17 protein-coding genes are annotated in these 19076 nt (G+C 53.9%); 11 read left to right on the top strand and 6 right to left on the bottom strand.

Going from position 1 to position 19076, the window contains the following annotated elements; translation table 11 throughout:
• Positions 1 to 4 precede the first annotated feature (4 nt).
• Positions 5 to 1252: an SLC45 family MFS transporter gene (locus HYD27_RS08840; RefSeq protein ID WP_219213798.1), complete on the top strand. Its 1248-nt coding sequence runs from the start codon at positions 5 to 7 to the stop codon at positions 1250 to 1252.
• Positions 1253 to 1287: 35 nt separating this feature from the next.
• Here HYD27_RS08840 and HYD27_RS08835 read toward each other — a convergent pair whose 3' ends face one another.
• The 3 genes from HYD27_RS08835 to HYD27_RS08825 all read right to left on the bottom strand — a co-directional run bounded on the left by HYD27_RS08835 (position 1288) and on the right by HYD27_RS08825 (position 3387).
• Positions 1288 to 2196: a GGDEF domain-containing protein gene (locus tag HYD27_RS08835; RefSeq protein WP_219213796.1), complete on the bottom strand. Its 909-nt coding sequence runs from the start codon at positions 2194 to 2196 to the stop codon at positions 1288 to 1290.
• A 290-nt stretch (positions 2197 to 2486) separates the two neighbouring features.
• Complete coding sequence (locus HYD27_RS08830; RefSeq protein ID WP_309242039.1) at positions 2487 to 2753, bottom strand: hypothetical protein; 267 nt, start codon at positions 2751 to 2753, stop codon at positions 2487 to 2489.
• Positions 2754 to 2796: 43 nt separating this feature from the next.
• On the bottom strand, positions 2797 to 3387 hold the full coding sequence (locus HYD27_RS08825) for a histidine phosphatase family protein (RefSeq protein WP_219213794.1): 591 nt from the start codon (positions 3385 to 3387) through the stop codon (positions 2797 to 2799).
• A 495-nt stretch (positions 3388 to 3882) separates the two neighbouring features.
• Between HYD27_RS08825 and HYD27_RS08820 the strand changes: the two genes are divergently transcribed.
• From HYD27_RS08820 to HYD27_RS08780, 9 genes are all read left to right on the top strand, one after another.
• On the top strand, positions 3883 to 4095 hold the full coding sequence (locus HYD27_RS08820; RefSeq protein ID WP_309242038.1) for an ATP-binding protein: 213 nt from the start codon (positions 3883 to 3885) through the stop codon (positions 4093 to 4095).
• A gap of 240 nt (positions 4096 to 4335) precedes the next feature.
• A complete protein-coding gene (locus HYD27_RS08815; RefSeq protein ID WP_219213789.1) occupies positions 4336 to 5958 on the top strand; it encodes a spore germination protein in 1623 nt (540 codons plus the stop codon).
• Complete coding sequence (locus tag HYD27_RS08810) at positions 5955 to 7058, top strand: GerAB/ArcD/ProY family transporter (protein WP_219213787.1); 1104 nt, start codon at positions 5955 to 5957, stop codon at positions 7056 to 7058. Before HYD27_RS08815 ends, HYD27_RS08810 begins: the two co-directional genes overlap by 4 nt.
• Entirely contained in the window at positions 7055 to 8287 is a 1233-nt protein-coding gene (locus HYD27_RS08805; protein WP_219213784.1) for a Ger(x)C family spore germination protein, read from the top strand. The genes HYD27_RS08810 and HYD27_RS08805 overlap by 4 nt, the downstream gene beginning before the upstream one ends.
• A gap of 12 nt (positions 8288 to 8299) precedes the next feature.
• Positions 8300 to 8533, top strand: coding sequence for a hypothetical protein (locus HYD27_RS08800; RefSeq protein ID WP_219213781.1), 234 nt, complete (start codon positions 8300 to 8302; stop codon positions 8531 to 8533).
• A gap of 7 nt (positions 8534 to 8540) precedes the next feature.
• Entirely contained in the window at positions 8541 to 9638 is a 1098-nt protein-coding gene (locus HYD27_RS08795) for a GerAB/ArcD/ProY family transporter (protein ID WP_219213778.1), read from the top strand.
• Positions 9639 to 9979: 341 nt separating this feature from the next.
• Positions 9980 to 10234, top strand: coding sequence for a FeoA family protein (locus tag HYD27_RS08790; protein ID WP_219213775.1), 255 nt, complete (start codon positions 9980 to 9982; stop codon positions 10232 to 10234).
• Positions 10231 to 10962: a FeoB small GTPase domain-containing protein gene (locus tag HYD27_RS08785; protein ID WP_219213772.1), complete on the top strand. Its 732-nt coding sequence runs from the start codon at positions 10231 to 10233 to the stop codon at positions 10960 to 10962. Before HYD27_RS08790 ends, HYD27_RS08785 begins: the two co-directional genes overlap by 4 nt.
• On the top strand, positions 10940 to 12349 hold the full coding sequence (locus HYD27_RS08780; RefSeq protein WP_219213768.1) for a nucleoside recognition domain-containing protein: 1410 nt from the start codon (positions 10940 to 10942) through the stop codon (positions 12347 to 12349). Before HYD27_RS08785 ends, HYD27_RS08780 begins: the two co-directional genes overlap by 23 nt.
• A gap of 125 nt (positions 12350 to 12474) precedes the next feature.
• Here the strand turns inward: HYD27_RS08780 and HYD27_RS08775 are convergent, their stop codons facing one another.
• From HYD27_RS08775 to HYD27_RS08765, 3 genes are all read right to left on the bottom strand, one after another.
• Positions 12475 to 13026: a hypothetical protein gene (locus HYD27_RS08775; protein ID WP_219213765.1), complete on the bottom strand. Its 552-nt coding sequence runs from the start codon at positions 13024 to 13026 to the stop codon at positions 12475 to 12477.
• A gap of 1739 nt (positions 13027 to 14765) precedes the next feature.
• Complete coding sequence (locus HYD27_RS08770) at positions 14766 to 16034, bottom strand: alkaline phosphatase (RefSeq protein ID WP_219213763.1); 1269 nt, start codon at positions 16032 to 16034, stop codon at positions 14766 to 14768.
• Positions 16035 to 16229: 195 nt separating this feature from the next.
• The gene (locus tag HYD27_RS08765; protein ID WP_219213760.1) at positions 16230 to 17642 is read right to left on the bottom strand and encodes an aminotransferase-like domain-containing protein; all 1413 of its coding nucleotides are present in this window, start codon (positions 17640 to 17642) and stop codon (positions 16230 to 16232) included.
• Positions 17643 to 17847: 205 nt separating this feature from the next.
• Between HYD27_RS08765 and HYD27_RS08760 the strand changes: the two genes are divergently transcribed.
• The gene (locus HYD27_RS08760; protein ID WP_219213758.1) at positions 17848 to 18807 is read left to right on the top strand and encodes a DMT family transporter; all 960 of its coding nucleotides are present in this window, start codon (positions 17848 to 17850) and stop codon (positions 18805 to 18807) included.
• Positions 18808 to 19076 lie beyond the last annotated feature (269 nt).

The raw sequence follows: 19076 nt of genomic DNA, 5'->3' as shown, positions 1-19076 counted from the left end.
TGGAGTGAAAAAAGTCTGGCTGCTCGGCTTCGGCTTTTTCAGCATCAGCATTACGTGGAGCTTGTACAACGCGTTTGTTCCTTTTTTCCTGGAAAAATATGTGCACAGCGTGGCCTTGATCAGCTTCATGATGACCATCGACAACTATTTTGCGCTGTTTCTGCAGCCGTGGATCGGCAACCGCAGTGACCGGACTGCAACCCGCTTCGGGCGCAGAATGCCTTATTTGATGATTGGCATGCCGCTGGCTGCCGTGCTGACTATGCTGATTCCGTTCCACAGCGGACTGTTCACCCTGCTCCTGTTCATGATGCTGATGAATCTTGCCATGAGCCTGTACAGTTCGCCTACCGTTGCACTGATGCCGGATATTACACCGGAGCCCAAGCGGACCAGAGCCAACGGATTGATCAACTTCATGGGCGGAGCAGGGTCTATTCTGGCTTTTGGCGCAGGGTCGTATCTCTATAATATGAGTCCTGCGCTGCCCTTTGCGGCGGCCGGCCTGATCACCCTGCTCTGTCTGTTTGTGGTTTCGCGATTCATTAAGGAGGACCGGGATGGGGTGAATACAACGGCAGCGGATGCCGAGGCAGGTTCCGGTAGTGAGAGAGAGCTTTTGCCGGAAGGAGGAATTGTTCCCCCTGGCAGGCCCGCAAGAATCTCCCTCAAAAAACAGCTGGACCGGACAACGGTTTGGCTGCTGGCGGCGATATTTTTCTGGTTTGTGGCTTATCAGGGCGTGGAAACGCTGTTCACCCTGTACGGCAAGCATCACCTGGGGCTCAGTGAACAGGCGGCTTCGTTCTCACTGGCCTTCTTTTCCCTGGCATTTGTAATCTTTGCGATTCCCAGCGGCTGGCTGGGCGGACAGATCGGGAAGAAAAACATCATAATTCTCGGAGTATGCGGGCTGATGGCGGTATTTGCCCTGGTGGGGCTGGCGGAGAATGTGCTTCTGCTGCGCGGCTTGCTGCTGCTTGGCGGAATGTTTTGGGCCTGCATCAATATTAATTCCTATCCCTACGTAGTCGCTACAGGAAACGAAGAAAGCATCGGCACACGGACGGGAATCTATTATCTGGTCTCGTCGCTTGCCGCCATAACGTCTCCCCCCCTGCTGGGACTGCTGATTGATCTTACGGATTACTCCATTCTGTTCTATGCCGCAACCGTCAGTATGGCCTTTGCCCTGGTATGCCTGCTGCTGATGAAGGGCCGCTTCCGGAGCAGTGAACAGGACTCACTCTAAAAAAGCTTAGCTGTAAGGATCAAGCCGGCCGCTGCTCATGCCCGCATGGACTTCTGCTTAGTTCCGGGTTCATCCGGACTGGAGCTGCCTCTCTTGATCAGGCTTCCGGCACTGCCAGCCGGCTTGGCCAGACCTGTATTTCGCTCCTGCTTATGTACGGAATAACGGCCGCTCCCCAGCTGCTTGGCGCTGTACATAGCTGAATCGGCCTCCTTCAGCAGCCGGTGGCGGTCGATCCTGCCATGGCTCATGGTGATGCCGATGCTGGCTGAAACAAAGAGTTCATGCTTCTCCAGCTTGTAATTCCGGGTCGTTTTCTCCAAAATGCGCAGCGCGAGCTGTTCGGCTTCCCTGTGGCTGCAGCGCTTGGCGATAATCACGAATTCGTCCCCGCCAATGCGGAAAATATGCCGTTTGCCTTTGCGCGAAAATTGACTCAGTGTGGTACCGACAGCCTGCAGCAGCAAATCGCCCACATGATGGCCAAGCGTATCGTTGATGGCCTTGAAGCGGTTCAGATCCAGAAACAGCACCGCGAGCTGCTCATTTGGCTTGCAGTGATCCCAGAAATGATCCAGGCCGTTCTTGTTCAAAAGACCGGTCATTGAATCCCGGTAGGCCAGCTCCTTCAGCTGTTCCCGGTCCGCCAGCAGCTGGCGCAGCCTGGAGAACAGATACATCATGCCCGCCAGCGTCAGGGCATAAAGGGCAAGCGGGAGAAACACGCTGTCTTCATTAGCTGCGCCTCCCGGGAGGGACTGCAAGCCCAGCAGGTGCATGACGCACAGTCCGGTTCCCGCAATAAAAATCATGAGAACCGCGCACACAGCGCGGGCTTTTTGATTTTTGCCGCCCAATTTACGCTGCAGACTGAAAATACTATAGACGGTCAATGCTGCAATGAGCACCGAGGATACGGACAGCATATAATTTTGGGCTTCCATCGTTCATTTGCCCTCCCTTTTGCCTGTGAATAGTTTCCCGCTTTGAAGCTTCACTGTACAATAATACACTGAACATAATCTGAACACCAGTGCGGAATCAGCCTGAAAAAAGCGGTTAAATTAAGCATTAAGCTTATTATTGGCAGGCTTCCCCTTTCCTCTAAGACCCAGCTGACGCACATAAAAAATCCGTCCTGGAAAGGACGGATGGTCCGCCTGCGCCGCCCGGTTCGGTGCAGGCGGCTGCCGCACGCCTGACGTGCATGACCGATTTAACGGCAGTTTTGCCGTTATCGAGGGGCAACGCTGGACATCCTCGCTTCAATAACGGTAATTTTGCCGTTATTGATGGGCTCGCTGGACTTTTTCACCTCAACAACGGTATTTCTGCCGTTATTGATGGGCTCGCTGGACTTTTTCACCTCAACAACGGTATTTCTGCCGTTATTGATGGGCTCGCTGGACTTTTTCACCTCAACAACGGTAATTTTGCTGTTATTGATGGGCATGCTGGACTTTTCCGCCTCAACAACGGCATTTCTGCCGTTATTGGACACTCTCCAGCCTTCCAGCCGTGACTGCCGAATCCGGCCCTCTCTTTTACTCAGACCTCTCAGCGTTCATATGCGCCACGCAGTTGTACAGCGCACAGGTCCAGCCGCTGCCGTCCTTGACGATATGGGTGATCGAGGTGTTTTTAAGCAGCTCGCTCACATCCAGCCCGGGGACCAGTCTTCTCAGGCTGCTGCGCAGAATTGCGCCGTGGCTGACGGCGAGGATTCTTTTGCCCGGGTGCCGTGAGGCAATTTCTTCGATCGCCCGGCTGCCGCGGTGCTGGCCTGATTCGTCGCTTTCCAGCTTCATATCCATACTTCTCCATTCGCTGCCCCAGCGCGCTGCACGTTCAATTTCCGTGGTGCCTTCAATCAGGCCGCCGCTCATCTCCCTGATTCCGGGTACCAGTCCTGCAATCGGGATACCCAGCCGCTCCGAAATCACCTCTGCTGTCTGTACCGCTCTCAGCAAGTCGCTTGAATAAATGTAATCCCACTTCTCCCCGTGCAGCCGCTCGGCAATGGCCGCCGCCTGGCGCAGCCCTTCCTCATCAAGCGGATTATTGGTATGCCCCTGTATCCGCCCTTCCTTATTCCACGCGGTGCTGCCGTGCCGAATCAAACCTATGGTTGTCATAATGCTACCCGCCTTCATGTTATATGGATGTAACTTCAGCCATTTAGTTGATTATAAACCATCGCCGCAGCTGCTGCATGCCCATGCGACAGCCCTTATCCCGTTAAGGTTGCTGAACCGCTGCGGGGAATTCAGACGGGAATAACCGCTTAGATGAATTACATTTGGAAAGCAGAATATTCTTGAAACATAACGAGGTGAATGGAGAAAGGAAGCGGAGTGGAAAAAGTAAACCTAATCCACCGGAAGCGTGGCTGCAAAAGACGTTAGTGGGATTTTGGACACTTAATTCCAGCCGATTTGCCCCGGTGCGGCTGTTTTCAGCAGAATTAGCGTTACTTTTTCCCACTAAATGTCTATCTGTGAGCCAAATGAATTGAATTAGTGCTACTTTTTCCCACTTAGCAAGGCTGACCGGAGGCATTGAGGCTGCACAGATATCCTTCTTGAGATTACAAATCAGGGCATCGGCATTACCCCGAAGATTTGAAGCGGGTGTTCAAGCCTTATTTCACCGGTGAGCGCGGGCGGCAGTACCATGAATCGGCCGGCATGGGCCTGTATCTGGCCCGGGAGATTTGCAGCCTCCCCGGCCACAAGGTCAGCCTGAAATCCCGGCCCGGAGAGGGAATCACGGTAAGTATTACTTTTCGCGGAGCGGCCGGACCCGGGAGGCTGGCGAAGCAGCCCGGCCCAATCCTACCCTGACATAAGTCGCCTCCAGCCGCCGATGCTGGGGATGAACCTTTTTTCATGGAATCCAATAAGCATCCATACCGCTCTTGGCGGCACTTCAGACGATGAAACGGGGAAGCTTCCCTAACATAAACCTCAGTCCGCATCATGATTTCCAGACAGCCCATGCACTTATACAGCCAGAATAGGAATAAGGGTCCCGGGGATAATAACGCCAAAGAATCCAGATTCCAGCAGAACGGAGGCGTTACGATGTCCAATAATCAGCGTAGGAGCGGCAATAAAAACAGTGATCCCATAGAACAATCCGTGCCTGCGCCGCTTCCTCTTGATCTTTCACTGGAGCTGAATTTGCAGGAGCTCGGCAAACGGATCGGCCAAAGCTCGGATGTCGTTATCCGGAGATTCACCAATGAGTCTTTAAGCTCGCTGGCACTGGCTTTTGTATATATTGACGGCCTGGTTAATGCCGATGCGGTCAATCAGGCCGTGCTGCAGCCCTTGCTGGAAACGGTCACGCTGAAGAGTGAATTCATCACCGCCGCAGACGCCTTCAGCATGATCAAGGATCAAATGCTGCCCATCGGCGGTGTCAAGGAGGGCCGGACGCTGGAAGCCCTCTTTCCGATGCTGTTCGACGGCTACACCCTGATCCTGTTCGACGGCATCCGGACCGCGCTGGCTGCCGATACCTCCGGCTGGGAGAAGCGCAGCGTCAACGAGCCGACCTCACAGGGTGTCATCCGCGGTCCCAAGGAGGGCTTCACCGAAAGTCTGCGGACAGGCACCTCCATGCTGCGGCGCAGACTGAAAACCTCCGATCTGCGCATTGAAGAATACAAAATAGGGCAGCGTACCCAGACCGGAGTGGCCCTGGTCTATCTGGACGGCCTCGCCAGCGTGCAGGTGCTGACGGAAATCCGCCGCCGGCTGAATGCGATCAACACGGACAGCATCCTGGAGAGCAACTATATTGAGGAATTCATCCAGGACGGCGGGCTGACTCCCTTTCCCACCATTCAGAACACCGAGCGTCCGGATGCCATGGCCGGGGGCATTCTGGAAGGGCAAATCGGAATCATTATTGACGGTACGCCCTTTGCCCTGCTGGCGCCGTCCACATTCTTCAACTTTTTCCAGTCCAGCGAAGACTACTACCAGCGTTATGATATTTCCTCTTTTCTGCGGCTCATCCGCTACAGTGCCTTTTTTGTATCAATGCTGCTGCCTGCCTTGTATATCGCCGTCACCACCTTCCACCAGGAAATGCTGCCAACCACTCTGCTGATCAGCCTCGCCGCCCAGCGGGAAGGGGTGCCGCTGCCGGCGCTTGCAGAGGCGCTTCTCATGGAGCTGACCTTCGACGTGCTGCGCGAAGCCGGGGTGCGCATGCCGCGCACCATCGGACCGGCGATTTCCATCGTGGGCGCACTGGTGCTCGGACAGGCTGCCGTGCAAGCCGGGCTGGTCTCCGCCGCTATGGTTATCGTCGTTTCTTTTACGGCAATCTCCAACTTCGTTATTCCGTCGCTGGCGATCGCCAACTCCATCCGGCTCATCCGGTTTGTCATGATGTTCATCGCCGCAACCCTGGGCCTGTTCGGGATTATGTCCTTTCTCATGGTGCTGCTGATTCATATGGCCGGACTGCGTTCCTTTGGTGTGCCGTACCTGTCTCCTGTAGCTCCAATGATTCCGCGTTATCTTAAGGATATCTTTATCCGCATTCCGCTTTGGAGCATGGCCGTGCGTCCCAAGACCAATCTGGGCAAAGAAACGCGCCGCCAGGGAGCGGATCAAAAGCCCAAGCCGGTGGAAGAGAAAAGCCAGCAAGCAGCCGCACCTCAAAAACCGCAAGGGGAGGGTCCGGAATGAACGGGAAAATCGGCACCACCCAGGCAGCCATGCTGGTTGTCAATACAATCCTGCCAACGGCCACCGTTGTGCTTCCGGTAATCATCAGCAACTATGCGGAGCAGGATGCGCCGCTGGCTATCCTGCTGTCCACCTTTTTCGGAGTTCTCATCGCAGCCGTTGTCGGCAGCGCTGTACGCTGCACCAATGGCGCTCCGTTTCTGGTGTGGATCGGCGAGAAAAGCTCGCCCGTCGTCGCCACGGTCCTCGGCCTCTTCATGCTGCAGTTCTACCTGGACACCACCGCCACAATTCTGCGTGAATTCGCCAACTTCCTGAAGGACAATGTGCTGGTCAATACCCCGGTCTCGGTACTATGCATGCTGATCCTGTTTATTACCATTTATATGGTAAGACAGGGCTTGGAAGCCATTGCCCGGGTGAACAGCCTGGTCATATTGCTCTATCTATTTTTTGTACCTCTATATGTGTTCGGCCTGTCCAATGAGATGAATGTGCACCGGCTGCTGCCGATGTTCGACCACTCGCTGGTCGAGCTGACACTCGCCAGCATTACACCAACCACCTGGATGTCCGAGGTTGCAGTGCTGCTGTTCCTGGCTCCTTACCTTCAATATCCGCAGAAAGCCCGCCTAATCGGCTGGACCGGCCTGATTTTTGTTTCCGTGCTGATGATGTTTTCGCTGATTACCGCGCTCATGGTGTTTGGCCCTGACTTTATCAAGCTCAGCTCCTATCCCGGATTTGCTGCCGTCGGGATTGTTCATATCGGAAGATTTATTGAGAAGCTGGACATTCTCTTCATCTCCTACTGGGTCTTGTCCATCTACCTGAAGCTGTCAATCTTCCTGTTTGCTACCGTGGAGTGCTTCAAGCAGACCTTCCGGATCAGCAGCAGCCGGCCCTTCATCGGTGCCCTGGGTCTGCTTATTGTTCTGGAGTGCCTGTTCACCTGGCAGAGCACAGAGAAATTGAACCTCTACAACAAGGAAGGGCGTTTTCTTACCTTCTTCCTCTTCAATGTGCTCGTCCCTTTGGGAGCAATCGTTCTGGACCGGTTCAAGAAATCCAAAACCAAGCGGAAAGGATGGGGAACATGAATATTCGCAAAAAAATTCTCTCCTGTCTGCTCTGTCTCCCCTTTTTGTCGGCGCTGCTGTCCGGCTGCTGGGATGACCGCGAACTGAGCGAGCTTGGCATTACCTCCGGTTCGGCCTATGACTGGGAGGATAACCGCTGGAAGGCCACCTACCAGGTCATCAACCCCTCTTCCGGAGCCAGCGGTATGGGGGGCAGCGGGGGCGGCAGCACCAGCTCGCCTCCGTTCGTCACCTTTACCGTTAAAGGAAAAACGATTATGGAAGCCATTGAACGGACCAACCTGACGAGCACACGCGAAATGTTTTTCTCCCATTCCCGAATTACCGTTCTCGGCGAAAGCTTGGCCAGACACGGTATTAATCAATTGATCGATATGTTCCTGCGCAAGCAGGACAGCCGGGAAACGGTCTATGTATTTATTACCAAAGGCGAAGCCGGCAATATTCTGGACCAGCTTATGCAGCTGACCAAAAACCAGGGCTCCGGCATTCAGCTGATGATAGAACAGGAGGCCCGGCTGATCTCCTATTATCCCGGCATACGGATGTTCGAGCTGGCGATGGCCCTCTCCTCCGAATCGGGCAGTGCGATCCTTCCGGAAATCCTCCTTACCGGACCGGAAATCATGGATGAGACGGAAGAAACCGGACGCACAGATCTGCGGACCCGGCTGGCTCTGGGGAGGCTTGGCGTACTGAAGGGTGAAAAGCTGGTTGGCTGGCTGAGTCAAAAGCAGGCTTTGGGCTTGTCATTCATGACGGACAAAATTAAATTGGCCACCATCTCCTTCCCTTCCAAGCCCAAATCCGGCGACAAGCCGGATGCCTCTTTCATTCTCCAGAAATCCAGCACCGCCGTTCATCCCAAGTGGGAGAAGGACCATTATGTCATCGATATTGATATCAAAGGAAGCGGTGTATTAACGGAACTGGGCAGTATCATGGATTTGAACGAGCGGGCTTCAATTACGGAGATGGAGAATGCCATTGAGCAGCAGGTGCTGGAGCTGGTGAACAATTCCTGGAAGGAAGTCAGGAAGCTGGGCGCAGATGTCACGGGCTTCGCGGTGAGAATCCACCGCAGCGACCGCAACCGCTGGCAGCAGATCCAGAAGGACAAGAGCTGGGACAGCGTGTTCCAGGAGATTGAAATACGGCCCCATGTTTCGATGGAGATTGAACGGACAGGACTCAGCAATAAATCCTTCGATTCTGTTTTGGAGAAATAAAGGAGCTTGTCTATGAATATAGCTGTGATTCTCGGGCTCTATCTCCTCGCTTTCTGGCGGGGCTGCGCCTTGCTGCAGGGCAAGGGGCGAAAACTGCACAGGCTGTGGTTCGGCTGCATCCTGGCCTACTGTGTCTATGTCCACCTTTGCGGGATTACAAGAACTCCGCACCTTGGCGTGTCCACCTTATACACGGCGTTCTTTCAGCCTGCGGGCAGAGCAATTATCAAGTGGTTAGGAGGTTGATCCCGTCATGCAAAAAAAGGAGCAGGTGTCTGCCCTGCAAATCTCCTTCATGATCATGCTGTTTGAGATCGGCAGCACACCGCTGTTCCTGCTGGGCGGCAAGGCCAAGCAGGATTCCTGGCTGGCCATGTGTACCGGCTCGGCGGCAGGCTTTATCCTGCTTATGCTGCTGATGTGGATTCAGCACCGTTCGCTCCATAGCGACCTCATCGGCATGCTTAAGTTCCATTTCGGACGTTATGCAGGCTCTGTTGTTGGCGGAGTTTACAGCCTGTATTTCGCTTATGAATCGATGCGCAATGTCCGTGATTTAGGGGAGCTGACGGCGCTCACCATGCTGCCGAATTCCCCGATGTCCATCACAATGCTGATTTTTGTCGGTATTGCGCTGTACGCCATCTGGAAAGGGGCCGAAGTCGTCTTCCGCCTTCCGGAGGTGCTGCTGCCGCTGGTGCTTTCCTTCTATGCCGTGCTTGTATTGCTGCTCGGAATAATGGGCTCCCTTGATTTCAACCGTCTGGCGCCTGTCTTTGAGGGCGGATTAAGACCGATAATAGATGCTGCGCTGCCGGATATTGTCTCCTTTCCCTTCGGACAGATGATTGTATTCCTGATGCTGTGGTCCTTATGGGAGAAGCCTGGCGTTCCGGTGAAAAATACAATATCCGCCTATATTCTGATCAGTATATTTCTTATCTTCATGAACGCGCTTAATGTTGCCGTCCTTGGACCCACCATTGCCGGAATCAGCCAGCTGCCCTTTTTAAAAACAGTGCGGACCTTATCCAATCTGAGGTTCATCGAACGCCTGGACATTCTGGTCACGATCCAGCTCTTCATCGGTCTGCTGATCAAGATGATGCTGTTCTACTTCAGTTCTGTGAAGGCGATGGCCGAGCTGACCGGAAAGCCTGCGAAATGGTGGGTGTTCCCGGTGGGTGCTGTTATTTACGGCGCTTCCTTTCTGGAGAGGGACTATACGCAGCATATTGCTGTAGGTCTGGGACCCAGCCTGAAGATCGACCCGATATTCCAGGTGGCGATCCCTTTGCTGCTGGCCATTTCCATCCTGCTCCGCGACAGGTTCAAGCGGTCCGCCACTTAGTGTACGAACATAACCTGAACAACGCTGTAAGGTAATGCTAAGGTGAAACCATAGCACGCCTTAAGCCCATCCTGAAAGCTCGGAAACAGAAACGGAAACGGCTGCGCCTCCCGAAAGGCCGGCAGTGCACATACCGCACCTTGAAGCCGGGGGAACGCCCACGTTTCCGGCAGGAAGGAAGAAAACAATGAATGTACTGGAAGCAACAATTCTTCTTCCCCTAAGGAAACTTTTTTGTCGCAAGGACAAATTGATTTACGTATACTACTATTGTGGCACACTACAACAATCTATCACCAATGCACAATATATACTTATTCAATATGAAAGCAGGAGATGTTATGGCTGGTGCTCTTATTCCATTGTCTGAGGCGGTAAACGGCAGCAAGCTGGTAATCAGCGGCATCGAGGTGCAGGGGGTGCTGCGGAGAAGACTTCTGGATCTGGGCTTTGTTGCCGGCAATGCTGTTGAGGTGCTCCGGCGCAGCCCGCTTGGAGATCCTACAGCCTTCCGGGTCAGTAATACAACAATTGCGCTGCGGCGGGAAGAAAGCGAACGGATCTACGGAACCTTGATTGGAGGCGGGGAGAAATGAGCCAATTCACTGTTGCTTTTGCAGGCAACCCCAATACGGGTAAAAGCACGCTTTTCAACCTGCTTACCGGACTTCGTCAGCACACGGGCAACTGGGCGGGTAAAACCGTCATCACCGCCGAAGGCCGGTTCACCCGCAACAGCCACACCTACCGCGCAGTCGATCTTCCAGGCACCTATTCGCTGTACTCCAATTCCGCCGACGAAGAGGCGGCCAGAGATTATATCATTTTTGAGGAGCCGGATGTCACGCTGGTCGTGCTGGATGCAACTTCGCTGGAGCGCAATCTCAACCTCGCGCTGCAGGTGCTGGAGATCACCGGGCGGACCGTGGTCTGCATCAACCTGATTGATGAAGCACGCAGACTGGGGATCGGCATCAATCTGGAAGCCATAGCGGAACGGCTCGGCGTTCCGGTTGTGGCCATCTCCGCCAGGGGCAAAATCGGCATTGAAGCTCTTCTGGACCAGATCGAGCGTGTCGCCACCGGCGCTTTTGCCGCGCAGCCGCTCCGTATCAGCTATAGTACCGAAATTGAACAGGGCATTGCCGAACTGACACCTATGATCGAACAGACGGTTGGCCCGGGATATCCGGCACGCTGGATTGCCCTGCGCCTGCTGGATGGAGATGACAGCCTGCTCAACCCGCTTAAGGCCCATATGGGGCGCAAGCCTATTTCATCAGCGAAGGAGGCCGTGGGCCATGGAGTCACCGCATGTCATTAAAGGAACGGACGCGCTGGATTCCCTGCTGTCAGCAGCGAAGAGGCTGGCGGACAAAGGCGCGATCCGGGATGAGATTGTCAGCGGCATTTACGGGGTGTCCGCCGATATCTGCCGCGATGCGGTCACCTACAAGGACCAAAAGAAGCTTGCCGGCACCTATAAGCTGGATAACATCGTCACCTCCAAGATATGGGGATTCCCCATTATGCTCGCCGGCCTCGGCCTGGTGTTCTGGATTACGATTGCCGGCGCCAACTATCCCTCGGGCTGGCTTGCCTCCCTCTTTGGATGGACCGAAGGCTATCTGACTGCGGGCTTCGGGGCGTTGGGCGCCCCGGCGTGGCTGCACGGCGTGCTTGTGCTGGGGCTGTACCGTGGAACCTCCTGGGTCATCAGCGTCATGCTGCCGCCAATGATGATTTTCTTCCCGGTGTTCGCGCTGCTGGAGAATTTCGGCTATCTGCCGCGCGTGGCCTTCAACATGGACCGTCTGTTCAAAAAATCCGGCGGCCACGGCAAGCAGGCCTTGACCATGTCGATGGGCTTCGGCTGCAATGCCGCCGCCATTCTCTCCACCCGCATTATTGAATCGCCCCGTGAACGGATGCTTGCTATTCTGACCAATAACTTCGTGCCCTGCAACGGCCGCTGGCCAGCGCTGATTCTGCTCTCATCCCTTTTTATGGTCGGCGGAGCCGCAGCGGGTGCGCTGCGCACCTTATCGACAGCACTGGTGCTGATGGGCATTGTCCTGGTCGGCATTATTGTCACCCTGACTGTCTCCTGGGTCATGTCCAAGACGGCGCTGCGCGGCGTACCTACTCATTACACCCTGGAGCTTCCGCCTTACCGGCGTCCGCAAATTTGGAAAACCATCCTTATTTCCTCCAAAGAGAAATCCCTGAACGTGCTGACCCGGGCTATTATCGTCGCCGCTCCGGCCGGAATCATCACCTGGATACTGGGCAATGTGTCCGTTCACGGAAGCAGCATCCTTAACCATATGGCCGCTTTTTTTGATCCCTTTGCGAATTTGCTTGGTCTTGACGGCTTCATAATTATGGCTTTTGTCCTGGGACTGCCTGCCAATGAAATCGTGCTGCCGATTCTGCTTATGGGATATATGTCCTCCGGCGCGATGGTCGATATAGATGGGCTCGGCAGCATCAAGGATATTTTCCTGAGCCATGGCTGGACCTGGCTGACCGCGCTGAATATGATGCTGTTCTCTCTGCTCCATTATCCGTGCGGCACTACGCTTATCAACATCTACAAAGAAACCCGCAGCATGAAATGGGCCGTGCTGTCCGCTGTCATTCCGCTCGGAATCGCCATTGCCGCAACCTTTGCCGTTGCCCAGTCAGCCCGCTTGTTCGGCTGGGTGTAATGCCGTCTGTTCATTCCTGCAGATGCCGGGTTTCCCGCAAGCCACAAAAAAGAAAACATAAAAAGCCTCCTTTACACCTGTATCCGTAAGGGAGGCTTTACATTTGCCTTTATTGAAGCAGAAGCTTATTTCGCAGCCTTGGCAGCAGCCAGAATGGCTTTCAGGTAGCCGTCGGTATCTACAAGGGTCGCTCCGCTGACAGCATCAACCACCTGTTCTTTGCTCTTGTACGTAAGCGTAGCTTCAAGCGACTTGATCGTTCTGCCGGTCGCAAATTTCTCGATAGCGGCAAGGTTTTTGTCATAAGAAACTGTAGACTTTGCTTCTTCTTTCATATGCTCGCTGTAATATTTGGTATTCGCTTTCTTGGAGGCCAGAACCAGTGAAGGATCTTTGTAATTCTGTCCGAAGTCCTTGTCGGAGTTAGGCACTCCCTTTGCCACATCCGTACCCAGGAATTGATAATCGTCCAGCGAAGCGGCTACGATGACGCCATTTTGCACGACGGCTACGGCCACAGTGAAGCATTTGGTGCCATGAGCGGCTGCTTCTACCCGGCCAACCTTGAGCGGTGCGCTCGCTGCTGAAGACACATTGTTCAGGGCACCGCTGTTTAGGGTACCTATGACAGCCAATGAGATACCCGCTGCCAGCAATAATTTTGTTACTTTTTTCACAAACATCCCCCCAGTCATGTTATAAAACGCTTACATCCTATATTTATCAATTTTCAGCAAGCCCGTCAGTTACAAATGTTACTAGAAAAATGTAAATATATGGGCAAATAGAGCTGCAGCGGCTATTTCGTCTAATAACCCAAACATACTGCCGCAAAACAAGCGGAAACGGCTTCACCGTCCTTAAAAGACGGTACCCGTTTCAGCGCGAAAGATTAAGGATCATTTATAGCGCAAAGCATGCAAATTCTTAAAAAAAAGCGGCTGTGCCGTCCTTCATCGGGCAGCGCAGCTATTTGCATTTCAGGTGTGAGCCGGCTGCGGCTCCCTGGCTCTCCGGTTCCCCTGGCCGGCTGAAGCTCTTCCTCCCCGATCCCTCCAGACCTTCCTGCTGAGACCCGGCGGCCTAAGCCCAAGTGGAAAAAGACAGACTGTTGAGAACCCGGTTTTTAATGATTTCCGATTAGAAAACACCTTATAAATCAAAGGTTTATGATTCCGATCTCCTCCAAAAAGCTACTCTCTCAACCGTCTGAAAAAGTAAATTTAATCCCCACTTTTCCTTTTTCGCTTGCATTAGCGGGAAAAAGGCTCCCTAATCGATCCGTTTCTCTCCCTTACAGAGGAATACTCCTACATTAAGATGAACCTGAATAATTAATCAAAAGGGAAGCCATTTGAGTGGTAAAAAGGATAACTAAGGCAGCGAATTCCAATCCTGGATCATCCCTAGTGGGAAAAAGTACAACTAATCCGGCTGAAATCAGCCATTTGGAGGGAGTGGGCCTCCATTAAGTGTACAAAATCCCACTAAAGCCCGTTGAAGCCAGAATTCCAGACCATTAGTGTTACTTTTTCCACTTCGCTTCCGTTCCCTATGAACCTTCCTTGGGTTTCATCAGCTTTTTCAGGTTCTCCGGTTCCATTCCTATACATTAAGAACCTATCCCAAAATAAGTTATCGGGAATGAACGGATTGTACGCTTCTCCAAATGATCTGTGCGCAGGCGAAATGAAGCAAGGCTTCATAGTTCCATGCCGGCAGCTCCCTTCCCAACGCTTACTTCCACACTCCTTCGCTTACTCTTTCTCGCTGTGTGAAATTATTCGCAAGATTACTGCCGCGTGCCCTGAAATAACGGCAGAAATGCCGTTGTTAAGGCGGAGCTGGTTAACTCTCATCACCTATTACTACAGAGCCACCTCCCGCTTAAACAGCGGAGCGGACGGACCCGCGGAACAGCGGCAGCGGCCGCCTGGGTCTCCGTATTTTCACCGCTAAGAGACTGCGACGAAATAAAGTACCGCTACATTGTTGACAAAACTCCCAAAACCGTGGAGGTTTTGTCAACAAAAGCGGCTACTAATTTCCTCGCAGCTCCTAGGGGGAATGAAATAAATCTGGAGAGCACAGCGACCCGGACAACGCTCCGTTCGCGGAGCGTCCACTCCAAAAGCCTGCGTATATCTTACGCAAGCAGAAACGGCTGCGCCGTCCTTATAAGGACGGTGTCCGTTTCAGCGGGAAAGATAAGGCTAATGTATAGCGTGAAACATATAAATTCTCTTTTAAAAATAAAGCTGACCCAAGCAGCCATTTCATGGCTTTTGGGTCAGCCCCTTCAGAGAAATAGAAGGATCATTTAGTGTGCCAAGCATATAAATTCTATATTTAGAAAAAGCCAGCCGAAAAACCGGCCAGCTTGTATTCTGCAACAGGAACTCTTCGCTCCGCCGCATTATTTTTTTACTTTAAATCCATAGGCCTGCATCAGCTTATCGAACACGGCTGTGTTCTCAAACACTCCGGTAAAGAGCTGGGCGTTTTTGCCCATCGCTGTAACCGGAATATCGACTGCCGTATGGCCGGAGGTTGTCCAGTCCACTACAAAGTTAGCCTTTGAATTGGCAATGGCAAACGGGCCGTCCTCTTTGGAAATGCCGTCTCCCGATTCGTCCTCGGCGTCTACGGCTTCAAGGGAGAGCCCGCCGGTTTCATGGTCAGCCAGCACCAGCACCAGGGTGTCCGGATTCTTTTTGGCATAATTCTTGGCGACCTGCACGGCTGCATCCAGGGCTTGTCCGGATTTAATCGTCATTTTGGCATTATTTTTGTGGGCAAATTCATCCGTACCTTCTTCTTCTACCATCAGGAAAAAGCCTTTTTGGTTCTTGGACAGGGTGTCGATCGCTTTCCGGGTCATTTCCGGCAGGGACACTGCAGGATTATAAATGTCTCCTTGACCTTCCTCATTCTGCTGGAACATTTCCTCGTTGGCGAACAGTCCGAGCAGCTTGCTGCCCTTGGCCTGCTTCAGGCCGTCCTTCGTAGATACATAAGTGTACCCGAGCTGCTTCGCTTTGTTGACCAGATTGCCCTGGGTTCCCTTGCTCTTCTCGGAAGGATCTTCAACCGGGGTATCCGGGAACTTGCCCGCTTCGCCTGCCGGATACCAGAAATCCTCACCGCCGCCGAGCAGAACATCCACTTTGCTCTTGGTCAGAAGCTGCAATGCGATGTCGCTTTGCTTCGAGCGGTCTTCCACATGAGCGCCAAAAGCTGCGCCTGTAGCATCTGTAATTTGGCTGGTTGTTACCACACCTGTGGATTTACCGGCTTCTTTGGCATATTCCGCGATGGTCGGCACCGATTTCTTGCCGGCATCCATGCCGATGGCTCCATTATACGTTTTTACTCCACTGGCATACGCCGTGGCTGATGCTGCCGAATCTGTAACCGGTACCGTAGAGCTGGTATGAATCAGTCCAGCGTAGGGCATATCATCCATGGCCAATTTGCCTTTTTCGCCCACGGTCGCCAGCCGGATCGCATTACGCGCTGCTGTCCCCATGCCGTCGCCCACAAAAAGAATGACACTTTTTGTCTGTGAGGCAGCCGCATCTGCCGGTTTGACGGTTGGGGCAGCCACTATGCCCGAAGCCAAAAGCGCACCTGCCGCAGTGACAGTGAGTACGGCCTTGAATCTATTCTTTTTCTGTGATTTCATATACACCCTCCTTAAGCTTGATTACTACCTCATACTAGAGCAAGTATATTAAGGGGATATTTTCCGAAAATCCGATTAATGTTAAACAAAGCAATAAATATGCAATGTTTGTAAAAAGATAAGTATGGTCCCGGGGGAAGCAGAGGTAATTCCGGAGGGTACCGGTTTCACTCGCAGTCCGCAGAGACTCCCCGGCTACATCTCCCGCGCAACCGCCGCCAGACGGCGGATGCCTTCGCGCAGCACCCCTTCGCTCGCAAAAGAGTAGCTCAGGCGAAGCCAGGACTTCATCTCCCCCAGCGGATCGAGAATTCCGCCCGGAACAAAGGATATGGACTGCTCCATACAACGCGCAAACAGCACATCTACGGAAATAGGCTCCGGCAGCTTGACCCAGAGATTCAGCCCGCCTTGCGGGGGTGTCCATTCCCAGCCGGTGGCGGCAAGCTCCTCCTCCACAATTTCCTTGTGCACCTGGAGCGCGATCCGCAGCTTGACAAGATGCTGCTGCAGGCGCGGCGAGGTGTAGTAGTGCAGAAATATTTTCTGGTTCAGAATGGGCGTGCCGTTGTCCGCGAGCGATTTGGCGGTAATCAGCTGCTCCATGAACGGATAACGGCAGCCCACCGCGCAAATCCGCAGACCCGGGGCAACATATTTGCTGAAGCTGCTGATATAGATCACCCAGCCCTCCGTATCATAGGCAAAAAAAGGCGGCGGCGGCTCCTCCGCGAAGTACATGTCCCGGAACGGATCATCCTCCACAATGAGACAGCGGTAGCGCTCCGCCAGCTCGACCAGCAGCTTGCGCTGCCGCGCCGGAACCGTGTAGCCGGTCGGATTGTGATGCGTCGGATTCATGTAGAACATCCGGGGCCGGTGCCTGCGCATCAGCTCCTCAACCTGCTGCAGATCATAGCCCTCAGGGGTGATCTCCACCGGCATCAGCCGCGCCCCAAGACGCCGGAAAATATCCATGGCCACGCTGTATGTCGGACGCTCCACCAGCACCGCATCCATCGGTCCCAGCATAATGCCTGCGATCAGATTGATCGCCTGCTGCGCGCCCGAAGTAATCAGCAGCTCGCACGGCGACAGCTGCAGCCGGTGCTGCTCCCGGAAATGGCGGCTAAGCGTCCCGCGCAGCTCTTCGTCGCCCTGGACAGAGGAATATGTACCCATGACCTTCGGGTAGAGGTCGAATACTTTTTTGACATAGTCAGACAGGAACAGGTTGGGCAGCAGTCCCGGATCGATCAGCGCCTGCGAGAACTGGTAGGTTGCCGGCATCCGCTGTATATCGGACATCGGATTTGCCAGCATATACGAGGATACCGCCGCTCCTTCCGCAGCCTCTCCCGCCGTGCTGCTGCCCGGGGAGACGTAATAGCCGGATTTGTCTTTTACATACACCTTGCCGTCTTCGGCCAGCTCCCGGTAGGCCTTGAATACCGTGAGCCTGTGCACCTTCAGTTCCTCAGCCAGCAGCCGGATCGACGGCAGCTTGTCATGCGCCTTCCATTCCCCCCGCTCCATCCGGTTGTGCATATGCTCATACACCCGGCGAAACAAGGGAGGCTGCTGTTCTGCTCCTGACGCTTTTTTCATCTGTATGCTGCTCCTTTCCATGGTCGCCTCTGCCCAAGCGGGCCAAGTCCCGTAGTCGTCCCTATCTCACATCTCATAATCCTATTGTACAATATTCCGCCCCCCATCTGTTCTGTGGTCCATATTCTGTTCTGTCCAGCTTCCGATATGATGAATCCAACACATGGGCCGACTGCCACACCACCATCACAAAGGGGAACTTAACATGATTATGCTCGCTTACTCGCTTGTCTGTCTTATCTTTGGCACCACCTTTCTGGTGATCAAAATCGGCGTGGATGCCGGTGCGCCTCCCTTCTTCTCGGCGGGCTTGCGCTTTTTCGTTGCAGGCGCCGCACTGTTCCTCTTCATGGCCTGGAAAGGCAAAGCCAGCTTCGCCCTGCTCCTGCGCAAAGAAATGCTGTTCACCGGGGCCGCATTGACCTTCGGGACCTTTTCCGCGCTGTATTGGGCCGAGCAGTATGTCTCCTCGGGGCTTGCCGCCGTCCTGTCGGCTACCGGACCGATGATGATCCTGCTGCTGCAGACCGCTTTTCTGAGGCAAAAAGCCCCCCTCCACTCACTGATCGGCTGCATTATTGGCTTCACCGGCGTGCTGCTGCTCGTGCTGCCAAGCCTTGCTGTTGATGTATCTCCTCTGTGGCTCATCGGCTGTGCTGTTGTGCTGATCGGGGAATGCTGCTACGCGGCTGGAGCGATCTACTCCAAAAAAGTAACCAGCGCCTTCTCCGGTGTATCGCCGGTCACCCTGAACGCGGCCCAAATGATGTACGGCGGAGCGCTGTTGTTCCTCCTGTCCCTGTTTACAGAAAACGTGCATCCCGGCTTCCTGCTGTCGTTCAAAACAGCCGGTTCCCTGCTCTTCCTGACGGTGATCGGCTCCATGGTTGGCCACACGCTGTTCTATTGGCTGGTCGCCAAGACCAATCCCGTCTTTCCTTCCACCTGGCTCTACATCTCTCCGCCGATTGCAGTCGGCGTAGGTTACCTGTTCTACGGGGAGTCTGTAGCCTGGATTACTTTACTCGGTGTGTTCACGATCATTGCCGGCACCGTGCTTGTGAATGCCGGCGCACTGAAGCAGCTGATGCTGCGGAAGAAACGGGGCACTCCGCTGGTGCAGCCGGAGGAAGGCGGGGTGTATCCGCGGAAGCAGGTGCTTTAGCCGGAGACGGCGCGAGGGATAACGCCCGGGGTTAGCCGGGCCGGGGACGGTATTGGCCCCGGCTGTGTCCGCAACATTCTGTCCTTCCTCAATTGAACGAGAATAGCTGACTAAACACAGGTATACGGGACCAACAAGCACTGATATTCCCCATTAACTCCACACTCACTCTCTTTCCCCGCCATCTCAACCACTAATTTACTCAACTCCCCCAGCGCACTCTTCCTCCTAACTCCACACCCACGCTCATTCCCCGCTATCTCCACGCG

This window comes from Paenibacillus sp. S150 (assembly GCF_019352175.1).
Classification (GTDB): domain Bacteria; phylum Bacillota; class Bacilli; order Paenibacillales; family Paenibacillaceae; genus Paenibacillus_AQ.
Note: the sequence above shows the minus strand (reverse complement) of the source record. Positions and strands in the feature narration are given on the sequence as shown.